This is a genomic window from Geodermatophilus poikilotrophus (assembly GCF_900111455.1).
In the GTDB taxonomy this organism is placed as follows: Bacteria; Actinomycetota; Actinomycetes; order Mycobacteriales; family Geodermatophilaceae; genus Geodermatophilus; species Geodermatophilus poikilotrophus.
In genome coordinates this window covers 816,988-834,800 of the sequence record NZ_FOIE01000001.1, presented here as the reverse complement: position 1 = coordinate 834,800, position 17,813 = coordinate 816,988, and the positions used below count along the sequence as shown (strand labels likewise).

Below are 17,813 nucleotides of genomic sequence, written 5' to 3'. Positions count from 1 at the left end.
GCTCAGGAGGTGTGGTGCACCTCCTGCAGGCGGTAGACCGGGGTGGGGATGCCCTCCTGGCGGGCCTTGAGCTGCAGCGCCAGGTACAGCGAGTAGTGCCGGGACTGGTGCAGGTTGCCGCCGTGAAACCACAGCCCCGGCTGCTGGGTGGGCTTCCACATGTTGCGCTGCTCGCCCTCCCACGGCCCCGGGTCCTTGGTGGTGTCCGACCCCAGACCCCACACCTTGCCCACCGTGTCGGCGACCTCCTGGGAGATGAGGTCGGCCGCCCAGCCGTTCATCGACCCGTAGCCGGTGGCGTAGACGACGAGGTCGGCGGGCAGCTCCGTGCCGTCCTGGAGGACGACGGCGTCCTCGGTGAGGTGGTCGACCTGGCCGTGCGCCAGCTCCACCTCGCCGTCGGCCACCAGCTCGGCGGCGCCCACGTCGATGTAGTAGCCCGAGCCGCGGCGCAGGTACTTCATGAACAGCCCCGAGCCGTCGTCGCCCCAGTCCAGCCAGAACCCGGCGTCCGCCATCCGGCGGTAGAAGTCGGCGTCGCGCTCCTTCATCTGCTCGTACAGCGGGATCTGGAACTCGTGCATGATCCGGTACGGGATCGAGGCGAAGGTCAGGTCGGCCTTCTCGGTCGTGACACCGTTGGCCAGCGCCTCCTCGCTGTAGAGCGCGCCGAGGCCGATCTCCATCAGGCTGTCGCTCTTGACGATGTGCGTCGAGGTGCGCTGCACCATGGTCACGTCGGCGCCGATCTCCCACAGCGCCCCGCAGATGTCGAACGCCGAGTTGTTGCTGCCGACGACGACGACCTTCTTGCCCTTGTACTCGTCCGGCCCGGGGTGGGCCGAGGAGTGGTGCTGCTCGCCGCGGAAGACGTCCTGGCCCGGCAGCCGGGGGACGTTCGGCTTGCCGGACATGCCGGTGGCCAGCACCAGCTGCTTCGGGCGCAGCGTGACCGGCTGCCCGTCGCGCTCGACCTCGACGGTCCACTCGCCGGTCTGCTCGTCGTAGCTGGCCGAGCGCGCCAGGGTGCTGCCCCAGTAGGGCACCTCCATGACCTTGACGTAGGACTCGAGCCAGTCGCCGATCTTGTCCTTGGGCGAGAAGACCGGCCAGTTGTCCGGGAACTTCAGGTAGGGCAGGTGGTCGTACCAGACCGGGTCGTGCAGGCACAGCGACTTGTAGCGGCTGCGCCACTGGTCGCCGGGGCGGGCGTGCTTGTCGATCACCAGGGCGGGGACGCCGAGCTGCCGCAGCCGGGCGCCGAGGGCGATGCCGCCCTGCCCGCCCCCGACGACCAGCACGGAGGGCTGGGTGGTGTACCCGAGCTCGGCCTCCTCCTGCTCGCGGCGCTCCCGCCAGGTCCTGCGCTCCTTGTTCGCGCCGTGCTCGGCGCCCATCGGCCGGCGCTGGCGCAGCGGCTCCTCGTGGCCCTTCAGCTCGTACAGGGTGGTCAGCAGGGTGAACGCCTTGCTGCCCCCCTCCTGGAGGCGCAGGTGCCCGCGCCCACGGCCGACGGCGGTCTCGAACTCGATCCAGGCGGTGGTCACCCCGTCGGCCTCGGTCGGCTCCTCGGAGGTGCGGAAGCCGCGCGGGCCGGTGGTCTCGAGGGTGGCGCCGAGCAGGTCGCGGACGCCGTCCGGGCCCTCGACCGTGGTGATGTTCCAGGTGAAGGCGATCAGGTCCCGCCAGAAGCTCGTCGCGGCGAACATCCCCGCCGCGCGGTCGACGTCGCGCGCGGTGAGCGCGTCCTCGAACGCGGCCAGCCAGGCGTCGGTGCGGTCGGCGGGGGAGCCGGTGGTGCCGGGTCGTTCGGCGGTCTGCGTCATGGGTGCGCCTCCTGCGTCGTCGCGGGCGGGGTCGCCGGTGCGTCGTGGACCAGCAGACCCGCCCGGACGAGGCGCCGGGAGGCGTTGCAGGGGGTTGCACGGCATATCGTCGTGGCGCAGGTCACAGCGGAGGAGCGGCCCATGACCGTCGTCCAGAGCGCTCTCCCCCCGGGAGCCGACCCCCGGGTGCACACCCGGCTGCTGGCGCGGGTGCGCGCCGCGGCCCTGGCCGGCGGCACGCCGCCGGCCGCGCCCCGGCCGGTCATCGGCGCGTCCTGGCGCCGGGTCCGCGGCAGCGGCCTGGACCCCTCCGGGGCGCCGGACGTCGCCCCGCTGGACGGGCCCGAGCTGGAGCGCCGCCGGGCCGAGAGCGGGCTGGCCCCGCTGCTGCCGCTGCTGCGCGAGCGCCTGCTGCCGGTGGCGCGCGACGCCGGTCAGGTGCTGGTGGTGGGGGACGCCGGCTGCCGCGTGCTGTGGCGGGAGGGCGGTGCCGAGGTGCGCCGGCGGGCCGACCGGCTGGGCTTCGTGGAGGGGTCGTCCTGGGACGAGGACGTGGTCGGCACCAACGCCATCGGCACCAGCGTGGTGGTCCGCGCGGCGCTGCAGGTGCACGCCGGCGAGCACTACGCCGAGGGGCACCAGCCCTGGACCTGCGCCGCTGCTCCGCTGCGCGACCCGGTCACCGGCCGGGTGCTGGGGGTGGTCGACCTCTCCGGCCCGGCCTCGACGGTGCACCCGAGCACGATCGCGCTGGTCGACGCCGTCGCCCTGCTGGCCGGGCAGGAGCTCCTCCGCGCCCGCACCCGGCACGTCGAGCGGCTGCGGGCGCTGGCCGCGCCGATCCTGGCCCGGCTGACCGGCCCGGCGCTGGTCGTGGGCGTCGACGGGTGCACCGCCGCCGCGACCGGCCTGGCCGCACCCGACCGCGTCGTGCTGCCCGAGGAGGTGCGCCCGGGCGCGGCGTGGGTGCCGGCGCTGGGCCGGTGCACCGTCGAGCCGCTGCCGGGTGGCTGGCTGCTGCGCCCGCAGGGCCCCGGGGACGACGACCGGCCCGCGGGGCTGGTGCTCGACCTGACCGGCGCCCGCCCGCAGGTGCAGGTGACCGGGGCCAGCGGCAGCTGGACGGCCGGGCTCAGCCTGCGGCACGCGGAGATCCTGCTGGCCCTCACCCGGCACCCGGCCGGCCGCTCGGCCGCCGCGCTCGCCGCGGACCTCTTCGCCGACCCGACCCGCACGGTGACCGTGCGCGCCGAGGTCTCGCGGCTGCGCCGCACCCTGGGCTCGGTGCTGCTCACCCAGCCCTACCGGGTCGACGAGGACGTCGCCGTGGAGGTCCGGCTGCCGACCCCGGTCGCCCGCCTGCTCCCGGCGTCGACCGCACCGCTGGTGGAGGGTCTGCGACGGGGCTGAGCAGGGACCCCCACCCCGCTGAGGACCCCCGTGCCCCCACCACTCGCGGACTCGCGCCAGGCCCGTCCCGAGGCTCGCCGCCGGCCCCGTCCCGGGGCCTGCCCTGAGCCTGCGGAGGGTGGGGAGGATGGGGTCCTTCCACGGTGAGGGGGACGGGGCCCTCGGTCCTGCGAGGAGGCCGTCAGGGTTCGCGGCGTGACCCTGCAGGGGACCGGGCCGGCGCGTCGGACCCCTCCGGCAGGTGGGTGCGGGCCCACAGCGCTGCGGAGGTGCGGTCGCGGACGCCGATCCGCTGGAAGACGCTGGTCAGGTGCGCCTTGACGGTGCTCTCCCGGATGCCGAGCCGGCGGGCGATCTGCTTGTTGGCCAGGCCGTGGCCGACGAGGGCCAGCACCTCCTGCTCCCGTTCGGTGAGCTCGGCCGCCCGGGCGGGGCTGCGCCGGGCGTGCAGCACCGTGCGGGCCACGCGGGGGTCCAGCGGCGAGTGGCCGCGGGCGGTCGAGCGGATCGCGGCGAGCAGGTCGGCCGGCTCGGTGTCCTTGAGCACGTAGCCACTGGCGCCGGCGTCCAGGGCCTCGATGACCCGCTGCCGGTCGGAGAAGGAGGTCAGCACCAGCACCTCGACGGACGGGTGCTCCTCGACGATGCGGCGGGTGGCGGCGACGCCGTCCAGCACCGGCATGGACAGGTCCATGAGCACCACGTGCGGCGTCAACCGGGCCACCTCCTCGACGGCCTCGGCGCCGTCGGCCGCGGTGCCGACGACGCGCATGTCGCCGGCGGCGGCGATGAGGCCGGAGAGCCCGGAGCGCATGAGCGCGTGGTCGTCGACGACCAGGACGTCGATCACGGGGTGGGGACCTCCAGCCGCAGGCTCGTCCCGGCCCCCGGGGCGGTCCGCACGGCGAGGGTGGCGCCCGCCGCCGTGGCGCGGTCGGCCAGCAGGCGCAGCCCGAGGTGCCCGGCCCGCGGCCGCCGCACCACCGGGTCGGCGTCGAAGCCGATGCCGTCGTCGGTGACCTCGAGGACCAGCCGCCCCGTCCGCTGCTGGACGGTGACGTCGACGCACCGGGCGCGGGCGTGCTTGCCCACGTTGCGCAGCGCCTCCTGGACCGTCCCGAGCAGCAGCGCAGCGGTCGCCGGTTCGGTCTCGAGGTCCTCGGGGACGCCCAGCCGGACCTCGATGCCGCGCGGCCGCAGCCTCGCGGCCAGGTCGGCGAGGGCGCCGGGCAGGCCGGCCCGCTCGAGCGTCGGCGGGTGGATCTCCACGAGCAGGGAGCGCAGCGAGCCGACCGACTCCCGCAACGCCCCGGCGGCCTGCCCGAGGACCTCGGCGGCCTGCCGCTCGCGTCGTCCCGCGCCGGTGGCACGCAGGTCGTCGGCGGCGCGCGCGACCAGCAGCGCCGAGGCGGAGACGTCCTGCACGATCCCGTCGTGCAGGCTGCCCGCGATCAGCCGGCGCTCCTCGGTCGAGACGTCCAGCGCCCGCGCCTGCAGCAGTTCCCGTTCCTGCTGGGTCGCCCGCAGCTGGGTCACCATGCGCCGGGCCAGCGGGAGCTGCACCGCCACCAGGGTCAGCAGCACGACCAGGGAGATCGGGGCGAACTCCGCCCAGACCTCGAACCGCCGCTCGGTGACCTCGTCGTAGGCGGAGTAGGTCTCCAGCAGCAGCGGCTGTCCCCGGGGCCCGTCGATCTGCCCGTAGACCTCCAGCAGCCGGCCGGCCGAGCGCTCGAACCGGTTCTCGGGGCGGGCGAGGTCGCTGACCGCGGCCCGGGTGACGCCGTCGCGCAGGGTCTGCCGGCCGGTCTCGTCGAGGGGGTGGGTCCGGCCGATCAGGCGGGCCTCGTCGGAGTAGACGACCCGGCCGTCGGCGGTCCAGACCTTGAGCCGGAGGACGGCGGTGTCGGCCAGGCGGCCACGGAGCGCGGCGTCGACGGCGACGACCGCCGCGGGGTCGCCCCTGGTCAGCCCGTCGCTGACCAGGGGCTGCACGAGGACGGCGGCCAGCAGGTCGGTGGTGCGGCGGGCGTCGGCCAGGGCCTCGTCCTCGGCGGCGCCCACACTGGCCCAGAGGCCCCCGGCGATCAGCAGGACGACGGCGATCAGGTTGGCCAGCACGAACCGGAGGACGACCCGGCCCACCGACGGGGACGCCGGCCCGGACCGGGTGGCGGCGGTGCCGTTCCCGAGCGGGACCCATCCCGGGGCCTCGGACGGCGCGGCGGCCGCCGTGAGGTCCGTCGCCATCGCGCCCCCTCCTCGCGCAGACGCGGGAAGGGCCTGCCGGGGAGTTGTGCCACCCCGGGGCGCCGGTGCACAAGGGGCGGGCGGGTGGGGTGACCCGGACGGGCGGACGGCGGCCGGCCCCGCGGGGCTCACCGGACGACCCGGTTCCAGGCCCGGCGCAGGAGGTGCCGGTCGCCACCCGGCGTCGAGGCGGTCGCTGCGGAGGCGCCGGGATCGGTCCGGACCGGTACGCCCAGCGTGGCCTCGAGTGCCTGGGCCAGTGCGGTCGGGGCGCCCGCCGGGACCAGCGAGCCCGCGACCCGCGAGGTGAGGTGCGGCGCGGCCTGCCGGGTGGCCACCACGGGACAGCCGGTCACCCGGGCCTCGAGCAGGGCCACGTCGGCGGCCGGTCCCGCGCCCGCGCCGTGGTCCCGGTGCGGCAGCACCAGGACGGCGCACCTGCGCACCGCGGTCCGGACCGCCGGCGCGCGCATCGGGCCGCAGAAGACGACCCGGTCGGCCACCCCCAGGTGGTCGGCGTGCGCGCGCAGGGCCCGGGACAGCGGGCCGCCGCCGACCACCTGCACGGTCAGGTCCGGGCGGTCGCCGGCGAGGATGCCGAACGCCGTCAGCAGCGTGTCGACCCCGCCGGCGGGCACGAGCGGCGCCACGCACAGCAGCCGGCGCGGCGCACCGGGGACCGTCGCCAAGGTTCCCCCTCCCGTCAGGACGGGGTCACTGCACCAGCACGCCGGTCGGTGCCGCACCTGGACGGGGGTCGTACGACCCCGCGGTGCCGGAGCGGGGCCGGGCGGGGGGTGGTGACCACCCCCCGCCCGGTGCTCACCCGGTCGGCGGCTCGTCCTTGCCGGCCTCCTCGGCCGCGTCGGCCTCCTCCTTGGTCTTGTGCACCGCGCCGTCGGCGTGCTCCGGCGGGCCGTAGACGGTGTAGAGGACCAGCGGGTTCGGGCCGGTGTTGACGAAGTTGTGCTTCGTGCCGGCGGGGACGACGACCAGGTCGCCCTGCGCCACCTGCTTCGTGGACCCGGAGATCTTCGCCTCACCGGTGCCGCTGACGAAGGTGAGGATCTGGTCGATGTCCTCGTGCACCTCCTCGCCGATCTCACCGCCCGGCGGGATGGTCATGATGACCAGCTGGGTGTTCTTGCCGGTCCACAGCACGCGGCGGAAGTCGGCGTACTTCTCCGCCTCGGTCGCGATGGTGTAGTGGATGACGGACGCCATCGAGGGCTCCTCTCGTCGGTCGGGCACGGGTCTGTGCGGCCGCGGCCCGATCGGGCCCGGCGGACGACGTCCCTCCTGCCCCCCGCCCGCGTCGGTCATTCCTGCCCTGGGGACCGTCCTCCCACCTCTGCGGAGGAGGCCTCCCCGCCTCGGCGTGCTCGGACGGACCCGGGGGCCTGAGCCGCCGGACGGGCCCGCCCGGGGCGGCTCCGCGGCGTGTCCCGGTCGGGCACACAGGGGGTGGTGATCGAACTCACCGGGGCGACGGGGAAGGGACGGCGGCGCTCGCGGCGTCGTCCCTGAGGTGACGACCGCGACCTACGCCCGCCCGACCGCCCGTGCCTACGCCGTGTGGCTGGTCGCCCTCGCCGCGTACACCGTCGCCGTCTTCCACCGCGCCTCCCTCGGCGTCGCCGGGGTGGAGGCGCAGGAGCGGTTCTCCGCCGGCGCCTCGGCCATCTCGCTGTTCCTGGTGCTGCAGCTGGTGGTCTACGCCGCCATGCAGGTGCCGGTGGGTGTGGCGCTGGACCGGTTCGGGTCCCGGCGGCTGATCCTGGCGGGCGCGCTCACCATGGCCGCGGGGCAGGCGACGCTGGCGCTGGCGGGAGACGTGCCGACGGCCATCGCCGCGCGGGTGCTCGTCGGCGCCGGTGACGCGATGACCTTCGTCAGCGTGCTGCGCGTGGTCGGCTTCTGGTTCCCCGGCCGGACGGTCCCGCTGATCACCCAGCTCACCGGCATCCTCGGCCAGTTCGGGCAGATCGCCGCGGCCTACCCGCTGGTCGCGCTGCTGCACGCGACGTCCTGGGAGTCCACCTTCCTCGGCGGGGCCGCGGTCAGCGTGCTCGTCGCCGTCCTGGTGCTCGTCGCGCTGCGCGACGTGCCCCCCGGCACCGTGCTGGCCCCACCGGCCGGGCTCGCCGAGGTCCGGCGCAGCCTGGCGCTGACCTGGCAGGAACCGGGCACCCGCATCGGTCTGTACACCCACCTGGTCACCCAGTTCTCCGGCACCGTCTTCGCGCTGCTGTGGGGCTACCCCTTCCTGGTCCTCGGCCAGGGCCTGAGCCCGGCCACGGCGGCAGGCCTGCTGACCCTGCTGGTGGTGGTCGGCATCGGCGTCGGCCCGCTCTTCGGCCGGCTGTGCGGCCGCTGGCCGCTGCGCCGCTCGTCGCTGGTGTTCGCCATCCTCGTCGCCACCGCGGTCACCTGGACCGTCGTGCTGCTGTGGCCCGGGCGCGCGCCGCTGCCGCTGCTGGTGCTGCTGGTCGTCGTCCTGGGCACCAACGGCCCCGGCTCGATGATCGGCTTCGACTTCGCCCGCACCTGGAACCCCGCCGAGCGGCAGGGCAGCGCGAGCGGCGTGGTCAACGTCGGCGGCTTCGTCGCCTCGCTGCTCACCGTCCTGGCCGTGGGCGCCGTGCTCGACCTGCTGACCCCGGGCGGCTCGACCGGCTACTCGCTGGACGCCTTCCGCGCCGCGTTCGCCACCCAGTACCTCTTCTGGGCGATCGGGTTCGTCGGCGTGCTGCGCCACCGTCGGGAGCTGCGGGCGCGGCTGGCCCGAGACGGCGTCGTCCTGGCGCCGCTCGGCGCCGCCGTGGGCGCCCGGCTGCGCGGGGGCTCTGCCTACCACTGAGGAAGGCCCCTGCCGCTCGTGGGAGGGCCCCGTCCTCCGCACCGTGGAAGGACCCCGTCCTCCCCACCCTTCGCAGGCTCAGGGCGGGGCCCGGGACGGGGCCTCGCGGCGAGCCCCTGGACGGGGCCGGCGGGACCCTGCAGGGAGCTGACCACCCCCTGTGGTGGACCCAGCACGCAGGTGGCGGACGAGGCCGTCTCGCCCGCGGCCCGGGAGCGCGGGACTCCTCCTGGCGGCCCTGGTCTGGCACCGTCCCGGCCCTGGGGAACGGGGAAGCAGGGAGGCGCGGTGTTCGGACGCAGCGAGGCCCCGTTCGGCAGGGGGTCCGGGGCGGCCGGGGCGGCGGCCCCGCGCGCGGAGCGGGGCCGGCCCGGTGGCGCCGGGGACCTCGACGCCCTGCTCGAGCCCCGGCCGGCGTTCCGCGCCGCGCTGCGCGGCTACGACCGGCTGCAGGTGGACGACTACGTCGCCTGGGCCGGGACCGAGCTGCTCGCCGTCCGGCGGGCCAACGACGACCTGATGTCCCGCTACGGCGCCTGCGCCGCGGAGCTGGAGATCTCCCGCCGGCTGCTGGCCTGCTCACCGGCGGGGCGCGAGCAGGTGCGGACCTCCGAGCGGGTCGGCGAGATCCTGCGGCTGGCCGCCGACGAGGCCGCGCGGCTGACCGAGGCCGGCGCCGCCGACGCCGACCGGCTGCGCGGTGAGGCGCGCGCGGAGGCCGACGCGCTGCTGCGGCGGGCCCGCGAGGTCAAGGACGGCGCCGTCGCCGAGTGCGCCCGCATGCGGCGGGAGGCCGAGCAGGCCCGGGCGGCGGCGGAGGAGGAGCTGGCGCGGGCACACGCCGAGGTGCGCCGGCTGACCCGGGAGCTGGACGCGGTGCTGCAGGTCCTGGCCGGCCAGCCGGCCGGTGAGGAGCCCGCGCCCGCACCGCTGCCGACCTGACACGATGGCGCCGGGCCCGGCCCAGGGCCCGAGCGGGAGGTGCACGTGGACGTCGTCGTCGGGCTGGACTCCGGGACGACGGCGACGAAGGCGGTCACCGCGGGCGTCGACGCCCGCGTGCGCGACCTCGCCAGTGTCGGCTACCCGCTGCGGGTGCCCGGGCCCGGCCGCGCCGAGCTCGACGCCGGCCGCCTGCAGCAGGCCGCGGTCGAGGCGCTCACCGCGATCGCCGAGCGCGCCCGCGAGCGCGGCGACCGCGTCGTCGGGATCAGCCTGAGCGCCGCCATGCACGGCCTGGTGCCGATGGACGCCGACGGCACGCCGCTGGGGCCGGTGGTCACCTGGGCCGACGCCCGGGCCGCGGAGTGGGCGCAGGCCCTGGTCGCCGACGGGCGCGCCCCCGCGCTGCACGCCCGGACCGGCACACCGGTGCACGCGATGTCGCCGCTGGTGAAGCTCTCCTGGGAGCGGGCGCAGGACGCCGACCGGGTGGCTGGGACGCCGCGCTGGGGCGGGGTCAAGGAGCTGGTGCTCGGGGCGCTGTGCGGCGGCGCGCAGGCGGTCGACCGCTCGTCCGCCTCGGCCACCGGTCTCTACGACGTCCGGGCCGGCCGCTGGGACGACGAGGCGCTGGCCATCGCCGGCATCCGGGCCGGCCAGCTCGGCGAGGTGCTGCCGACGACCGCGGTGCTGCCGGGCCTGCGCCCGGGCGTCGCCGCCGCGACCGGGCTCCCGGCGGACACCCCGGTGGTCGTCGGGGCCGCCGACGGGGTGCTGGCCAACCTCGGCGTCGGCGCGGTGCGCCCCGAGGTCGCCGCGGTCTCCCTGGGCACCAGCGGCGCGATGCGGGTCGTCGTCCCCACGCCCACGGTCGACCCCGCGCGCCGGCTGTTCTGCTACGCGCTCACCGACGACGCCTGGGTGGTCGGGGGATCGGTGAACAACGGCGGCTCGGTGGTGCGCTGGGCCAGCCACGCGCTGGCCGTCGAGCCCGGCTCGCCCGAGCCGCACGGCGAGGCGGCCGACGAGCTCGACGCCCGGCTGCTCGAGGAGGCCGCGCAGGTGCCCGCGGGCAGCGCCGGGCTGCTGTGCCTGCCCTACCTGCTCGGCGAGCGGGCGCCGTGGTGGCGCTCGGGGCTGCGCGGGGCCTACATCGGCCTGCGCCGCGAGCACCGGCGGCCGCACCTGGTGCGCGCTGCGGTGGAGGGTGTCTGCCAGCAGCTGGCGCTGGTCCGCGACGCGTTCGCCGCCACCGACCTGCCGGTGCGCGAGGTGCGCGCCACCGGGGGAGCGGTCGCCTCGTCGCTGTGGGTGCGCACGCTGGCCGCCGCCCTCGACCTGCCGGTGCGGGTCGCCGACTCCCCCGAGGGCACCGGGCTGGGCGCCTGCCTGCTCGGGCTGCACGCCCTGGGCGCGCTGCCGGACCTGGACGCCGCGACCGAGCTGGTGGCCGTGCACGACCCGGTGGAGCCCGACCCGGCCGACGCCGCGGTCTACCGGCAGCTGCGGCCGCTGGTCGAGCGCTCCACCGACGCGCTGACCGACGTCCTCACCGTCCTGGACGCGCTCGACGACCCCCCGGCCGCCCCCGTCTGATCCCGGGCTGCCCCCGCGAGCCGGACGCCGGCGGCGGGCCACGGGCGGCGGACGCGGACGGGGCGTCGACGGACCCCCCGGAACCGGGCCCGCGGTGACATCGTGGCGCGATGGGACGCACTCTCCGTCTCGCCGGTGCCGGCCTCGCCGGTCTCGCCGCGGTCGCCGCCCGCGACCTGCTGCAGCGCGAGCACACCCTGTTGCGCAACTTCCCGGTGCTCGGCCACGCGCGCTACCTGCTGGAGTCGGTCGGCCCGGAGCTGCGCCAGTACCTGGTGGCGGGCAACAACGAGGAGCGCCCGTTCACCCGCGACCAGCGGCGCTGGGTGTACGCCTCGGCCAAGGGGGAGAACAACTACTTCGGCTTCGGCACCGACAACGACCTCGAGTACACCGCCGGCTACCCGGTCATCAACCACCGGACGTTCGGCCGGGCCGTGCCGCCGTCGACGCCGACCTCGGCGCACGACGTGCAGCTGCCCTCGGCCAAGGTGCTCGGCGGGCCGCGCGGGCGGGCGCGGGCGTTCCGGCCGGCCTCGGTCGTGAACGTCTCGGCGATGAGCTTCGGGTCGCTGTCCGGCGCAGCCATCGAGGCGCTCAACCGCGGCGCGGCGCTGGCCGGCTGCCTGCAGAACACCGGCGAGGGCGGGCTCTCGGTGCACCACCGGCACGGCGGGGAGCTGGTCTTCCAGCTCGGCACCGCCTACTTCGGCTGCCGGGACGAACGCGGCCGCTTCGACCTGCAGCGGCTCAAGGACCTCGTCGCCGGAGCGCCGGTCCGGGCCCTGGAGGTCAAGCTCAGCCAGGGTGCGAAGCCCAGCCTGGGCGGCGTCCTGCCGGCTGCCAAGGTGTCGGCCGAGATCGCGGCCGCGCGCGGCGTGCCGGAGGGCGTGGACTGCATCAGCCCGTCCCGGCACGCGGAGTTCAGCGATGCCGACAGCCTGCTGGACTGGGTGGAGCTGCTCGCTGCCGAGACCGGGCTGCCGGTGGGCATCAAGTCCGCCGTCGGGGACATGACCTTCTGGCACGAGCTGACCGAGCTGATGACGACGACCGGCCGCGGCGTGGACTTCGTGACGGTGGACGGCGGCGAGGGCGGCACCGGCGCGGCGCCGCTCATCTTCACCGACTCGGTGTCCCTGCCGTTCCAGCTCGGCTTCGCCCGCGTCCACTCGGTGTTCGCCCGCGCCGGGCTGCAGGAGCAGGTCACCTTCGTCGGCGCCGGCAAGCTCGGCCTGCCCGACAACGCGATCGTGGCGTTCGCCCTCGGCTGCGACATGGTGAACATCGGCCGCGAGGCGATGCTCGCGATCGGCTGCATCCAGGCGCAGAAGTGCCACACCGACACCTGCCCGACCGGCGTCGCCACGCAGAACCCCTGGCTGGCGCACGGCTTGGACCCGCAGCTCAAGTCGGTCCGCGCAGCGAACTACATCGGGACGCTGCGCCGCGACCTGGTCAAGGTCGCCGAGGCCTGCGGTGTCGAGCACCCCGGGCTCATCGACTCCTCCTCGGTCGAGGTGCTCACCGGGCGGACGGCGTCGACACCGCTGGGGGAGGTCTACGGCTACGAGCCGGGGTGGGGGCTGCCCTCGGCCACCGACCGGGCCGAGATCGTCCGGATCATGACGGCCGAGGCCCCGCAGGGCGGCTCCGCCGTCCCCTCGGAGGACGCCGTCCGCTGACGTCTTCCCCACGAGCCCGGAGTCCCGGGTGCGACGCGCGGTCGCACGCAGGCGTGTCGTCCCCGGGAGCTCGTGATCGAGGCACCGCGGCGCCGGGACGACCTGTCGGGCTCGGCAGGTGGCCCCGGCGCCTGACTGCGGCGGAGTGCCGGCTCAGTGCCCGCGGAGCAGCTCCTCGAAGGAGGGGACGTCGGCGAACGGGTCCACCGGCCGCTCGACGGACGGCCGGCCGGCGACCAGGTCGGCCAGCTCGCCGGCGGCGCGGTCGACGCGGCGGGCCAGCTCGCCGTCCACCCCTCCGGCGCCGGCCCAGTCCTCCGACGCAGCGAAGACGCCGGTCGGCGCAGGGATGGCGCGCAGGTAGGCGAACAGCGGCCGCATGGCGTGCTCGATCACCAGCGAGTGCCGGGCGGTGCCCGCGGTCGCGCCGAGCAGCACCGGCGTCCCGGTGAGCGAGTCCTTGTCCAGGACGTCGAAGAACGTCTTGAACAGCCCGCTGTAGGACGCCGAGAACACCGGCGTCACCGCGATCAGCCCGTCGGCGCCGACCACCGTGTCGATCGCCGCGCGCAGCGACTCGTTGGCGAACCCGGTGACCAGGTCGTCGGCCAGGTCGCGGGCGTGGGCGCGCAGCTCGACGACCTCCACCGTCGCGTCGTCGCCCCGCTCGCGCAGGGCGGCGACCGTCGCGGCGGTGAGCCGGTCGGCCAGCAGCCGGGTCGACGACGGGGTCGACAGGCCGGCGCTGACGACGGCCAGGGTGCGGGTGGTCATGCCGTGACCTCCTCCGGGGTCGGGGCGGCGGTGCGGGCCGCCACGCGCGAGGCGTGGGTCGGGGCGTCGGGCACGTGCGCGGGCTTGAGCGCCGCGAACTCGCGACGCAGCACCGGCACGACCTCCTCGCCCAGCACGTCCAGCTGCTCCAGGACCGTCTTCAGCGGCAGGCCGGCGTGGTCGATGAGGAACAGCTGCCGCTGGTAGTCACCGACGTACTCGCGGAAGCCCAGCGTCCGCTCGATGACCTGCTGCGGGGAGCCGACGGTCAACGGCGTCTCGCGGGAGAAGTCCTCCAGCGAGGGGCCGTGGCCGTAGACCGGCGCGTTGTCGAAGTAGGGCCGGAACTCCCGGACGGCGTCCTGGCTGTTCCTCCGCACGAACACCTGCCCGCCCAGCCCGACGATCGCCTGGTCGGCGCTGCCGTGGCCGTGGTGCTCGTAGCGGCGGCGGTAGAACTCCACCATCCGGGCGGTGTGCTCGGCCGGCCAGAAGATGTGGTTGTGGAAGAAGCCGTCGCCGTAGTAGGCGGCCTGCTCGGCGATCTGCGGCGAGCGGATCGAGCCGTGCCACACGAACGGCGGGACACCGTCCAGCGGCCGCGGGGTCGAGGTGAAGCCCTGCAGCGGCGTGCGGAACTGCCCCTGCCAGTCGACGACCTCCTCGTCCCACAGCCGGCGCAGCAGCGCGTAGTTCTCCACCGCCAGCGGCAGGCCGTTGCGGATGTCCTGCCCGAACCACGGGTACACCGGGCCGGTGTTGCCGCGCCCCATCATCAGGTCCACCCGGCCGCCGGCCAGGTGCTGGAGCATCGCGTAGTCCTCGGCGATCTTCACCGGGTCGTTGGTGGTGATCAGCGTGGTCGCCGTCGACAGCTGCAGGGTCGACGTCCGTGCGGCGATGTAGGCCAGCGTCGTCGTCGGCGAGGAGGAGAAGAACGGCGGGTTGTGGTGCTCGCCCAGGGCGAAGACGTCGAGCCCGACCTCCTCGGCCTTCTCCCCGATGGTGACGATCGCCTGGATCCGCTCAGCCTCGCCGGGCGTGCGGCCGTTGGTGGGATCGGTCGTGATGTCGCTGACCGAGAAGACGCCGAACTGCATGTCGGTCTCCGTTGGTTGAGAGTGCAACTACCGGCTGGTGCAACGTACCGCGGCCCGTGGTATTCCCCTCGCCCGGCTCCCTCGGAGGAGGGCGGGCAGCCCCCGGCGACGTCACTCGCGTCACATCTGCCGTCCCCAGGATTGTCACGGGACGGTAACGCCGCTTACGGTGGCTCCCGTCCGGTCGGTCGTCTCGTCCCCGCTCGGGGAGCCTGACCGGACGCCGCCGAGTCGTGTCCGCCGCCAGCGGGCGCGAGCCGGGGACCCACCGCAGTACTGGGGTGAATCCCGCCCGCGAGTCCGACTCGCGGGCCGGTAGGGCTGCTTCCCGCCCGAACCCGTCAGCTAACTCGGTAGGCGGCTCACGGAAGAACGGAGCACTCCGCATGCCCCGCCCACGGGCCCTCGCGGCTCGCCGGCCCACCCGGCCACGCGCACTCCGCGCCTCTTCCCCGGCCAGCTGACCCGGCACCAGACCGCGCCCGCCGGCACCCCTGATCCGCCGGCGTCCCCGTAGACCGCGCCGCGCCGGGCCGTCCTCTGCCAGGAGGACCGACCCCGCGCGCCCTCCCGCCACGGAGCACCCCCACCTGATGGACACCCAGCAGTTCCCGGCCGTCCCGGCCACCGACACCGCCGCCGACCGGACCACCCGTCGCCGCCTGCGGCTGCCCGCCCACGGCCGGCGCCCCGCGATCCTGCTGGCCACCGCCGCCGCCGGCGCGATCGTGGTCAGCACCGTCGTCGGCGGCCAGCCCGCCGCCGAGGCGGAGGCCGAGACGGTCACCGCCTCTATGAGCGTCGCCGAGCAGCTGGGCATCCGCACCGACGCCGCGCAGCAGCCGCTCGCCGCCCCGGCCGCCCCCGAGCTCGCCCCGCTGCAGGACCTCGCCGCCTCCCGCAGCGAGCGCCAGGTCGCCGAGGCCCAGGCCGCGCAGGTCCAGGCCGCCGCCCAGCAGGCCGAGCTGGACCGCCAGGCCGCCGAGAAGGCCGCCGCCGAGAAGGCCGCCCGCGAGGCCGCGGAGCGCGCTGCCGCCGAGAAGGCCGCGGCCGAGGCGGTTGCCCGTGCGGCCGCCGCGCCCGCCCCGGCCGCGGCCCCGGCGCCGGCCGCCAGCAGCTCGTCGTCGTCCGCCGCGCCGCGGGGCTCCTTCAAGGACTACGCGATGAGCAAGGTCGGCAGCGCCGAGCAGTTCAGCTGCCTGGAGAAGCTGTGGGGCAAGGAGAGCGGCTGGAACCCCAACGCGCAGAACCCCACGAGCACCGCCTACGGCATCCCGCAGTTCCTGAACTCGACCTGGGCCAGCACCGGCATCGCGAAGACGTCGGACGGCTACCGGCAGATCGACGCGGGCCTGATCTACATCGAGAACCGCTACGGCAGCCCGTGCGGCGCCTGGTCGCACTCGCAGGCCAACGGCTGGTACTAGGAGGACCACCCTTCCCCCCACGCCTCGCAGGCTCGGCGCGGGCCCCTGAAGGGCGGCCGTTCCAGCACGTCACCACGCTCGGCGCGGGCCCCTGCAGGGGGCCGTTCCAGTACGTCACCAGGCTCACCGAGGGCCGTTCCCGCACTGCGGGGGCGGCCCTCGGCCGTGTCCGGTTCACGGGGCCCGCGGCGCGTACATGATCACGGCCACGCCGAGCAGACAGATCAGCGCTCCGAGGACGTCGAAGCGGTCCGGCCGGTAGCCGTCCAGGGCCATGCCCCAGGCCAGGCTCCCGGCGACGAAGACCCCGCCGTAGGCGGCCAGGATCCGGCCGAAGGCGGCGTCCGGCTGCAGGGTGGCGACGAAGCCGTAGGCGCCGAGAGCCGCCACCCCCAGGCCGACCCAGAGCCAGCCCCGGTGCTCCCGCACGCCCTGCCACACGAACCAGGCGCCGCCGATCTCGAGCACGGCGGCGGCGAGGAACAGGGCGATCGAGCGGGCGACGAGCACGCGCGGATGCTCCCAGCCGGCGCGGTGCCGGGTGGAGGCGCGTGGTGGACTCGGGGCGTGACCGTCCGCGCCGTCCCGTCCGCCTTCGTCCGCGAGCACACCCAGGTCCGGCGGCCCTCCTCGGTCCCGGAGGTCCGGTTGCACGTGGCCGACGACGTCGTCGCGCTGTGGGAGGCGATGGAGGACGCGGACGGCGGTGCGGGGGAGACCCCGCCGTTCTGGGCCGCCGCCTGGCCCGGCGGGCAGGCGCTGGCGCGGTACGTGCTCGACAGCCCGGAGGCGGTGGCCGGGCGGGCGGTCCTCGACCTGGGGTCCGGCAGCGGGCTGGTGGCGCTGGCCGCCCGCCTGGCCGGCGCCCGCTCGGTGCTGGCCAGTGACGTCGACCCGTTCAGCCGGACGGCGGTCGGCGTCAACGCCGGCCTGAACGGCGTCGGCGGGATCAGCGTCACGGGCGACGTCCTCGGCCGGGACCCCGCCGGCATCGACGTCGTCCTGGCCGGCGACGTCTGCTACGACCGGGAGATGACCGAGCGGGTGCTGCCCTTCCTCGACCGGGCCCGCGCCCGCGACTGCGAGGTCTACGTCGGCGATCCCGGCCGGCCGTACCTGCCGCACGACCGGCTCGAGGCGGTGGCCGCCTACGACATCCCGGAGACCGAGGGCCCGGGGCTGCGGCGGACGACGGTCTGGCGGCTGCCCTGACCGGGGCCGTGCACGTCGGGACGTCGGGCTGGAGCTACGACCACTGGGACGGCGTCCTCTACCCGCCGGGCACCCCGCCGCGGGACCGGCTGGCGCACTACGTCCGGCGCTTCGGCACCGTCGAGCTCAACGCGAGCTTCTACCGCTGGCCGCGGACGGCGACCTTCGCCTCCTGGCGCCGCCGGCTGCCGCCGGGCTTCCAGCTCTCGGTCAAGGCCCCCCGCGGCCTGACGCACGCCAAGCGGCTGTTCGCGCCGGAGACGTGGGTCGGCCGGCTCACCGGGTGCTGGCACGAGCTCGGCGACCGGCGCGCCGTCCTGCTGGTGCAGCTGCCGCCCACCCAGGCCCGGGACGACGCCCGGCTCGACTTCTTCCTCGGCCTGCTGCCGGACTGGATGCGGGTCGCGGTGGAGTTGCGCCACCCCAGCTGGCACGACGAGGCGGTGTACGCCCTGCTCGAGCGGCACGGCGCGGCGTACTGCGTGATGAGCGGCGCCGGCCTGCCGTGCGTGCTGCGGGCGACCGCGCCGTTCGTCTACGTCCGCCTGCACGGCCCGGACGACGCGCATCTGTACGCCGGCTCCTACCCCGACGCCGACCTGCGCTGGTGGGCCGACCGGATCGGCGAGTGGGCGCGTGACGGCCGCGATGTCTACGGGTACTTCAACAACGACGGGCACGGGCACGCCGTGCGGAACGCCGAGACCCTGCGGGCGCTCCTCCTGTCCTGA

General features: G+C 75.8%; 16 protein-coding genes and 1 riboswitch. Of the genes, 8 read left to right on the top strand and 8 right to left on the bottom strand.

Translation table 11 applies throughout. From position 1 onward, the window contains the following. Positions 1-2: 2 nt before the first annotated feature. Positions 3-1,826, bottom strand: coding sequence for a flavin-containing monooxygenase (locus BMW27_RS03830; RefSeq protein WP_091439280.1), 1,824 nt, complete (start codon positions 1,824-1,826; stop codon positions 3-5). Positions 1,827-1,967: 141 nt separating this feature from the next. Here BMW27_RS03830 and BMW27_RS03825 point away from each other — a divergent pair, with 141 nt between their 5' ends. Continuing rightward, complete coding sequence (locus BMW27_RS03825) at positions 1,968-3,236, top strand: GAF domain-containing protein (protein ID WP_091439279.1); 1,269 nt, start codon at positions 1,968-1,970, stop codon at positions 3,234-3,236. A 181-nt stretch (positions 3,237-3,417) separates the two neighbouring features. Here the strand turns inward: BMW27_RS03825 and BMW27_RS03820 are convergent, their stop codons facing one another. The 4 genes from BMW27_RS03820 to BMW27_RS03805 form a co-directional block, all read right to left on the bottom strand. Then, positions 3,418-4,086, bottom strand: a complete 669-nt coding sequence (locus BMW27_RS03820) for a response regulator (protein ID WP_091439276.1) — start codon at positions 4,084-4,086, stop codon at positions 3,418-3,420. Then, complete coding sequence (locus BMW27_RS03815; protein ID WP_091439273.1) at positions 4,083-5,486, bottom strand: sensor histidine kinase; 1,404 nt, start codon at positions 5,484-5,486, stop codon at positions 4,083-4,085. The genes BMW27_RS03820 and BMW27_RS03815 overlap by 4 nt, the downstream gene beginning before the upstream one ends. Positions 5,487-5,614: 128 nt before the next feature. After that, the gene (locus BMW27_RS03810) at positions 5,615-6,175 is read right to left on the bottom strand and encodes a glycosyltransferase (RefSeq protein ID WP_175486340.1); all 561 of its coding nucleotides are present in this window, start codon (positions 6,173-6,175) and stop codon (positions 5,615-5,617) included. Positions 6,176-6,308: 133 nt separating this feature from the next. After that, positions 6,309-6,710 (bottom strand): cupin domain-containing protein, encoded by a 402-nt coding sequence (locus BMW27_RS03805; protein WP_012948266.1) that lies wholly within the window; start codon positions 6,708-6,710, stop codon positions 6,309-6,311. 304 nt (positions 6,711-7,014) lie between these two features. On the opposite strand from BMW27_RS03805, the gene BMW27_RS03800 reads away from it, so the two are divergent. The 4 genes from BMW27_RS03800 to BMW27_RS03785 all read left to right on the top strand — a co-directional run bounded on the left by BMW27_RS03800 (position 7,015) and on the right by BMW27_RS03785 (position 12,569). After that, positions 7,015-8,346: an MFS transporter gene (locus tag BMW27_RS03800; RefSeq protein ID WP_091439265.1), complete on the top strand. Its 1,332-nt coding sequence runs from the start codon at positions 7,015-7,017 to the stop codon at positions 8,344-8,346. 288 nt (positions 8,347-8,634) lie between these two features. Next, positions 8,635-9,288, top strand: a complete 654-nt coding sequence (locus tag BMW27_RS03795; RefSeq protein ID WP_091439261.1) for a DivIVA domain-containing protein — start codon at positions 8,635-8,637, stop codon at positions 9,286-9,288. Between the two features lie 45 nt (positions 9,289-9,333). Continuing rightward, complete coding sequence (locus tag BMW27_RS03790; protein ID WP_091439258.1) at positions 9,334-10,884, top strand: gluconokinase; 1,551 nt, start codon at positions 9,334-9,336, stop codon at positions 10,882-10,884. 110 nt (positions 10,885-10,994) lie between these two features. Next, on the top strand, positions 10,995-12,569 hold the full coding sequence (locus BMW27_RS03785) for an FMN-binding glutamate synthase family protein (protein WP_091439255.1): 1,575 nt from the start codon (positions 10,995-10,997) through the stop codon (positions 12,567-12,569). Between the two features lie 153 nt (positions 12,570-12,722). Here BMW27_RS03785 and BMW27_RS03780 read toward each other — a convergent pair whose 3' ends face one another. Beyond that, a complete protein-coding gene (locus BMW27_RS03780) occupies positions 12,723-13,343 on the bottom strand; it encodes an FMN reductase (RefSeq protein WP_091439253.1) in 621 nt (206 codons plus the stop codon). Further along, complete coding sequence (locus tag BMW27_RS03775) at positions 13,340-14,443, bottom strand: LLM class flavin-dependent oxidoreductase (RefSeq protein WP_091439250.1); 1,104 nt, start codon at positions 14,441-14,443, stop codon at positions 13,340-13,342. Before BMW27_RS03775 ends, BMW27_RS03780 begins: the two co-directional genes overlap by 4 nt. Positions 14,444-14,657: 214 nt before the next feature. Continuing rightward, a riboswitch (cyclic di-AMP (ydaO/yuaA leader) is annotated at positions 14,658-14,818 on the top strand. A 218-nt stretch (positions 14,819-15,036) separates the two neighbouring features. Here BMW27_RS03775 and BMW27_RS03770 point away from each other — a divergent pair. Next, positions 15,037-15,870 (top strand): aggregation-promoting factor C-terminal-like domain-containing protein, encoded by an 834-nt coding sequence (locus BMW27_RS03770; RefSeq protein WP_091439248.1) that lies wholly within the window; start codon positions 15,037-15,039, stop codon positions 15,868-15,870. Positions 15,871-16,044: 174 nt separating this feature from the next. On the opposite strand, the gene BMW27_RS03765 is transcribed toward BMW27_RS03770, so the two are convergent. Then, positions 16,045-16,380, bottom strand: coding sequence for a YnfA family protein (locus BMW27_RS03765; RefSeq protein ID WP_091439245.1), 336 nt, complete (start codon positions 16,378-16,380; stop codon positions 16,045-16,047). A gap of 57 nt (positions 16,381-16,437) precedes the next feature. Here BMW27_RS03765 and BMW27_RS03760 point away from each other — a divergent pair, with 57 nt between their 5' ends. Next, the gene (locus BMW27_RS03760) at positions 16,438-17,082 is read left to right on the top strand and encodes a class I SAM-dependent methyltransferase (protein WP_091439243.1); all 645 of its coding nucleotides are present in this window, start codon (positions 16,438-16,440) and stop codon (positions 17,080-17,082) included. 8 nt (positions 17,083-17,090) lie between these two features. Then, complete coding sequence (locus BMW27_RS03755) at positions 17,091-17,813, top strand: DUF72 domain-containing protein (RefSeq protein ID WP_091439241.1); 723 nt, start codon at positions 17,091-17,093, stop codon at positions 17,811-17,813.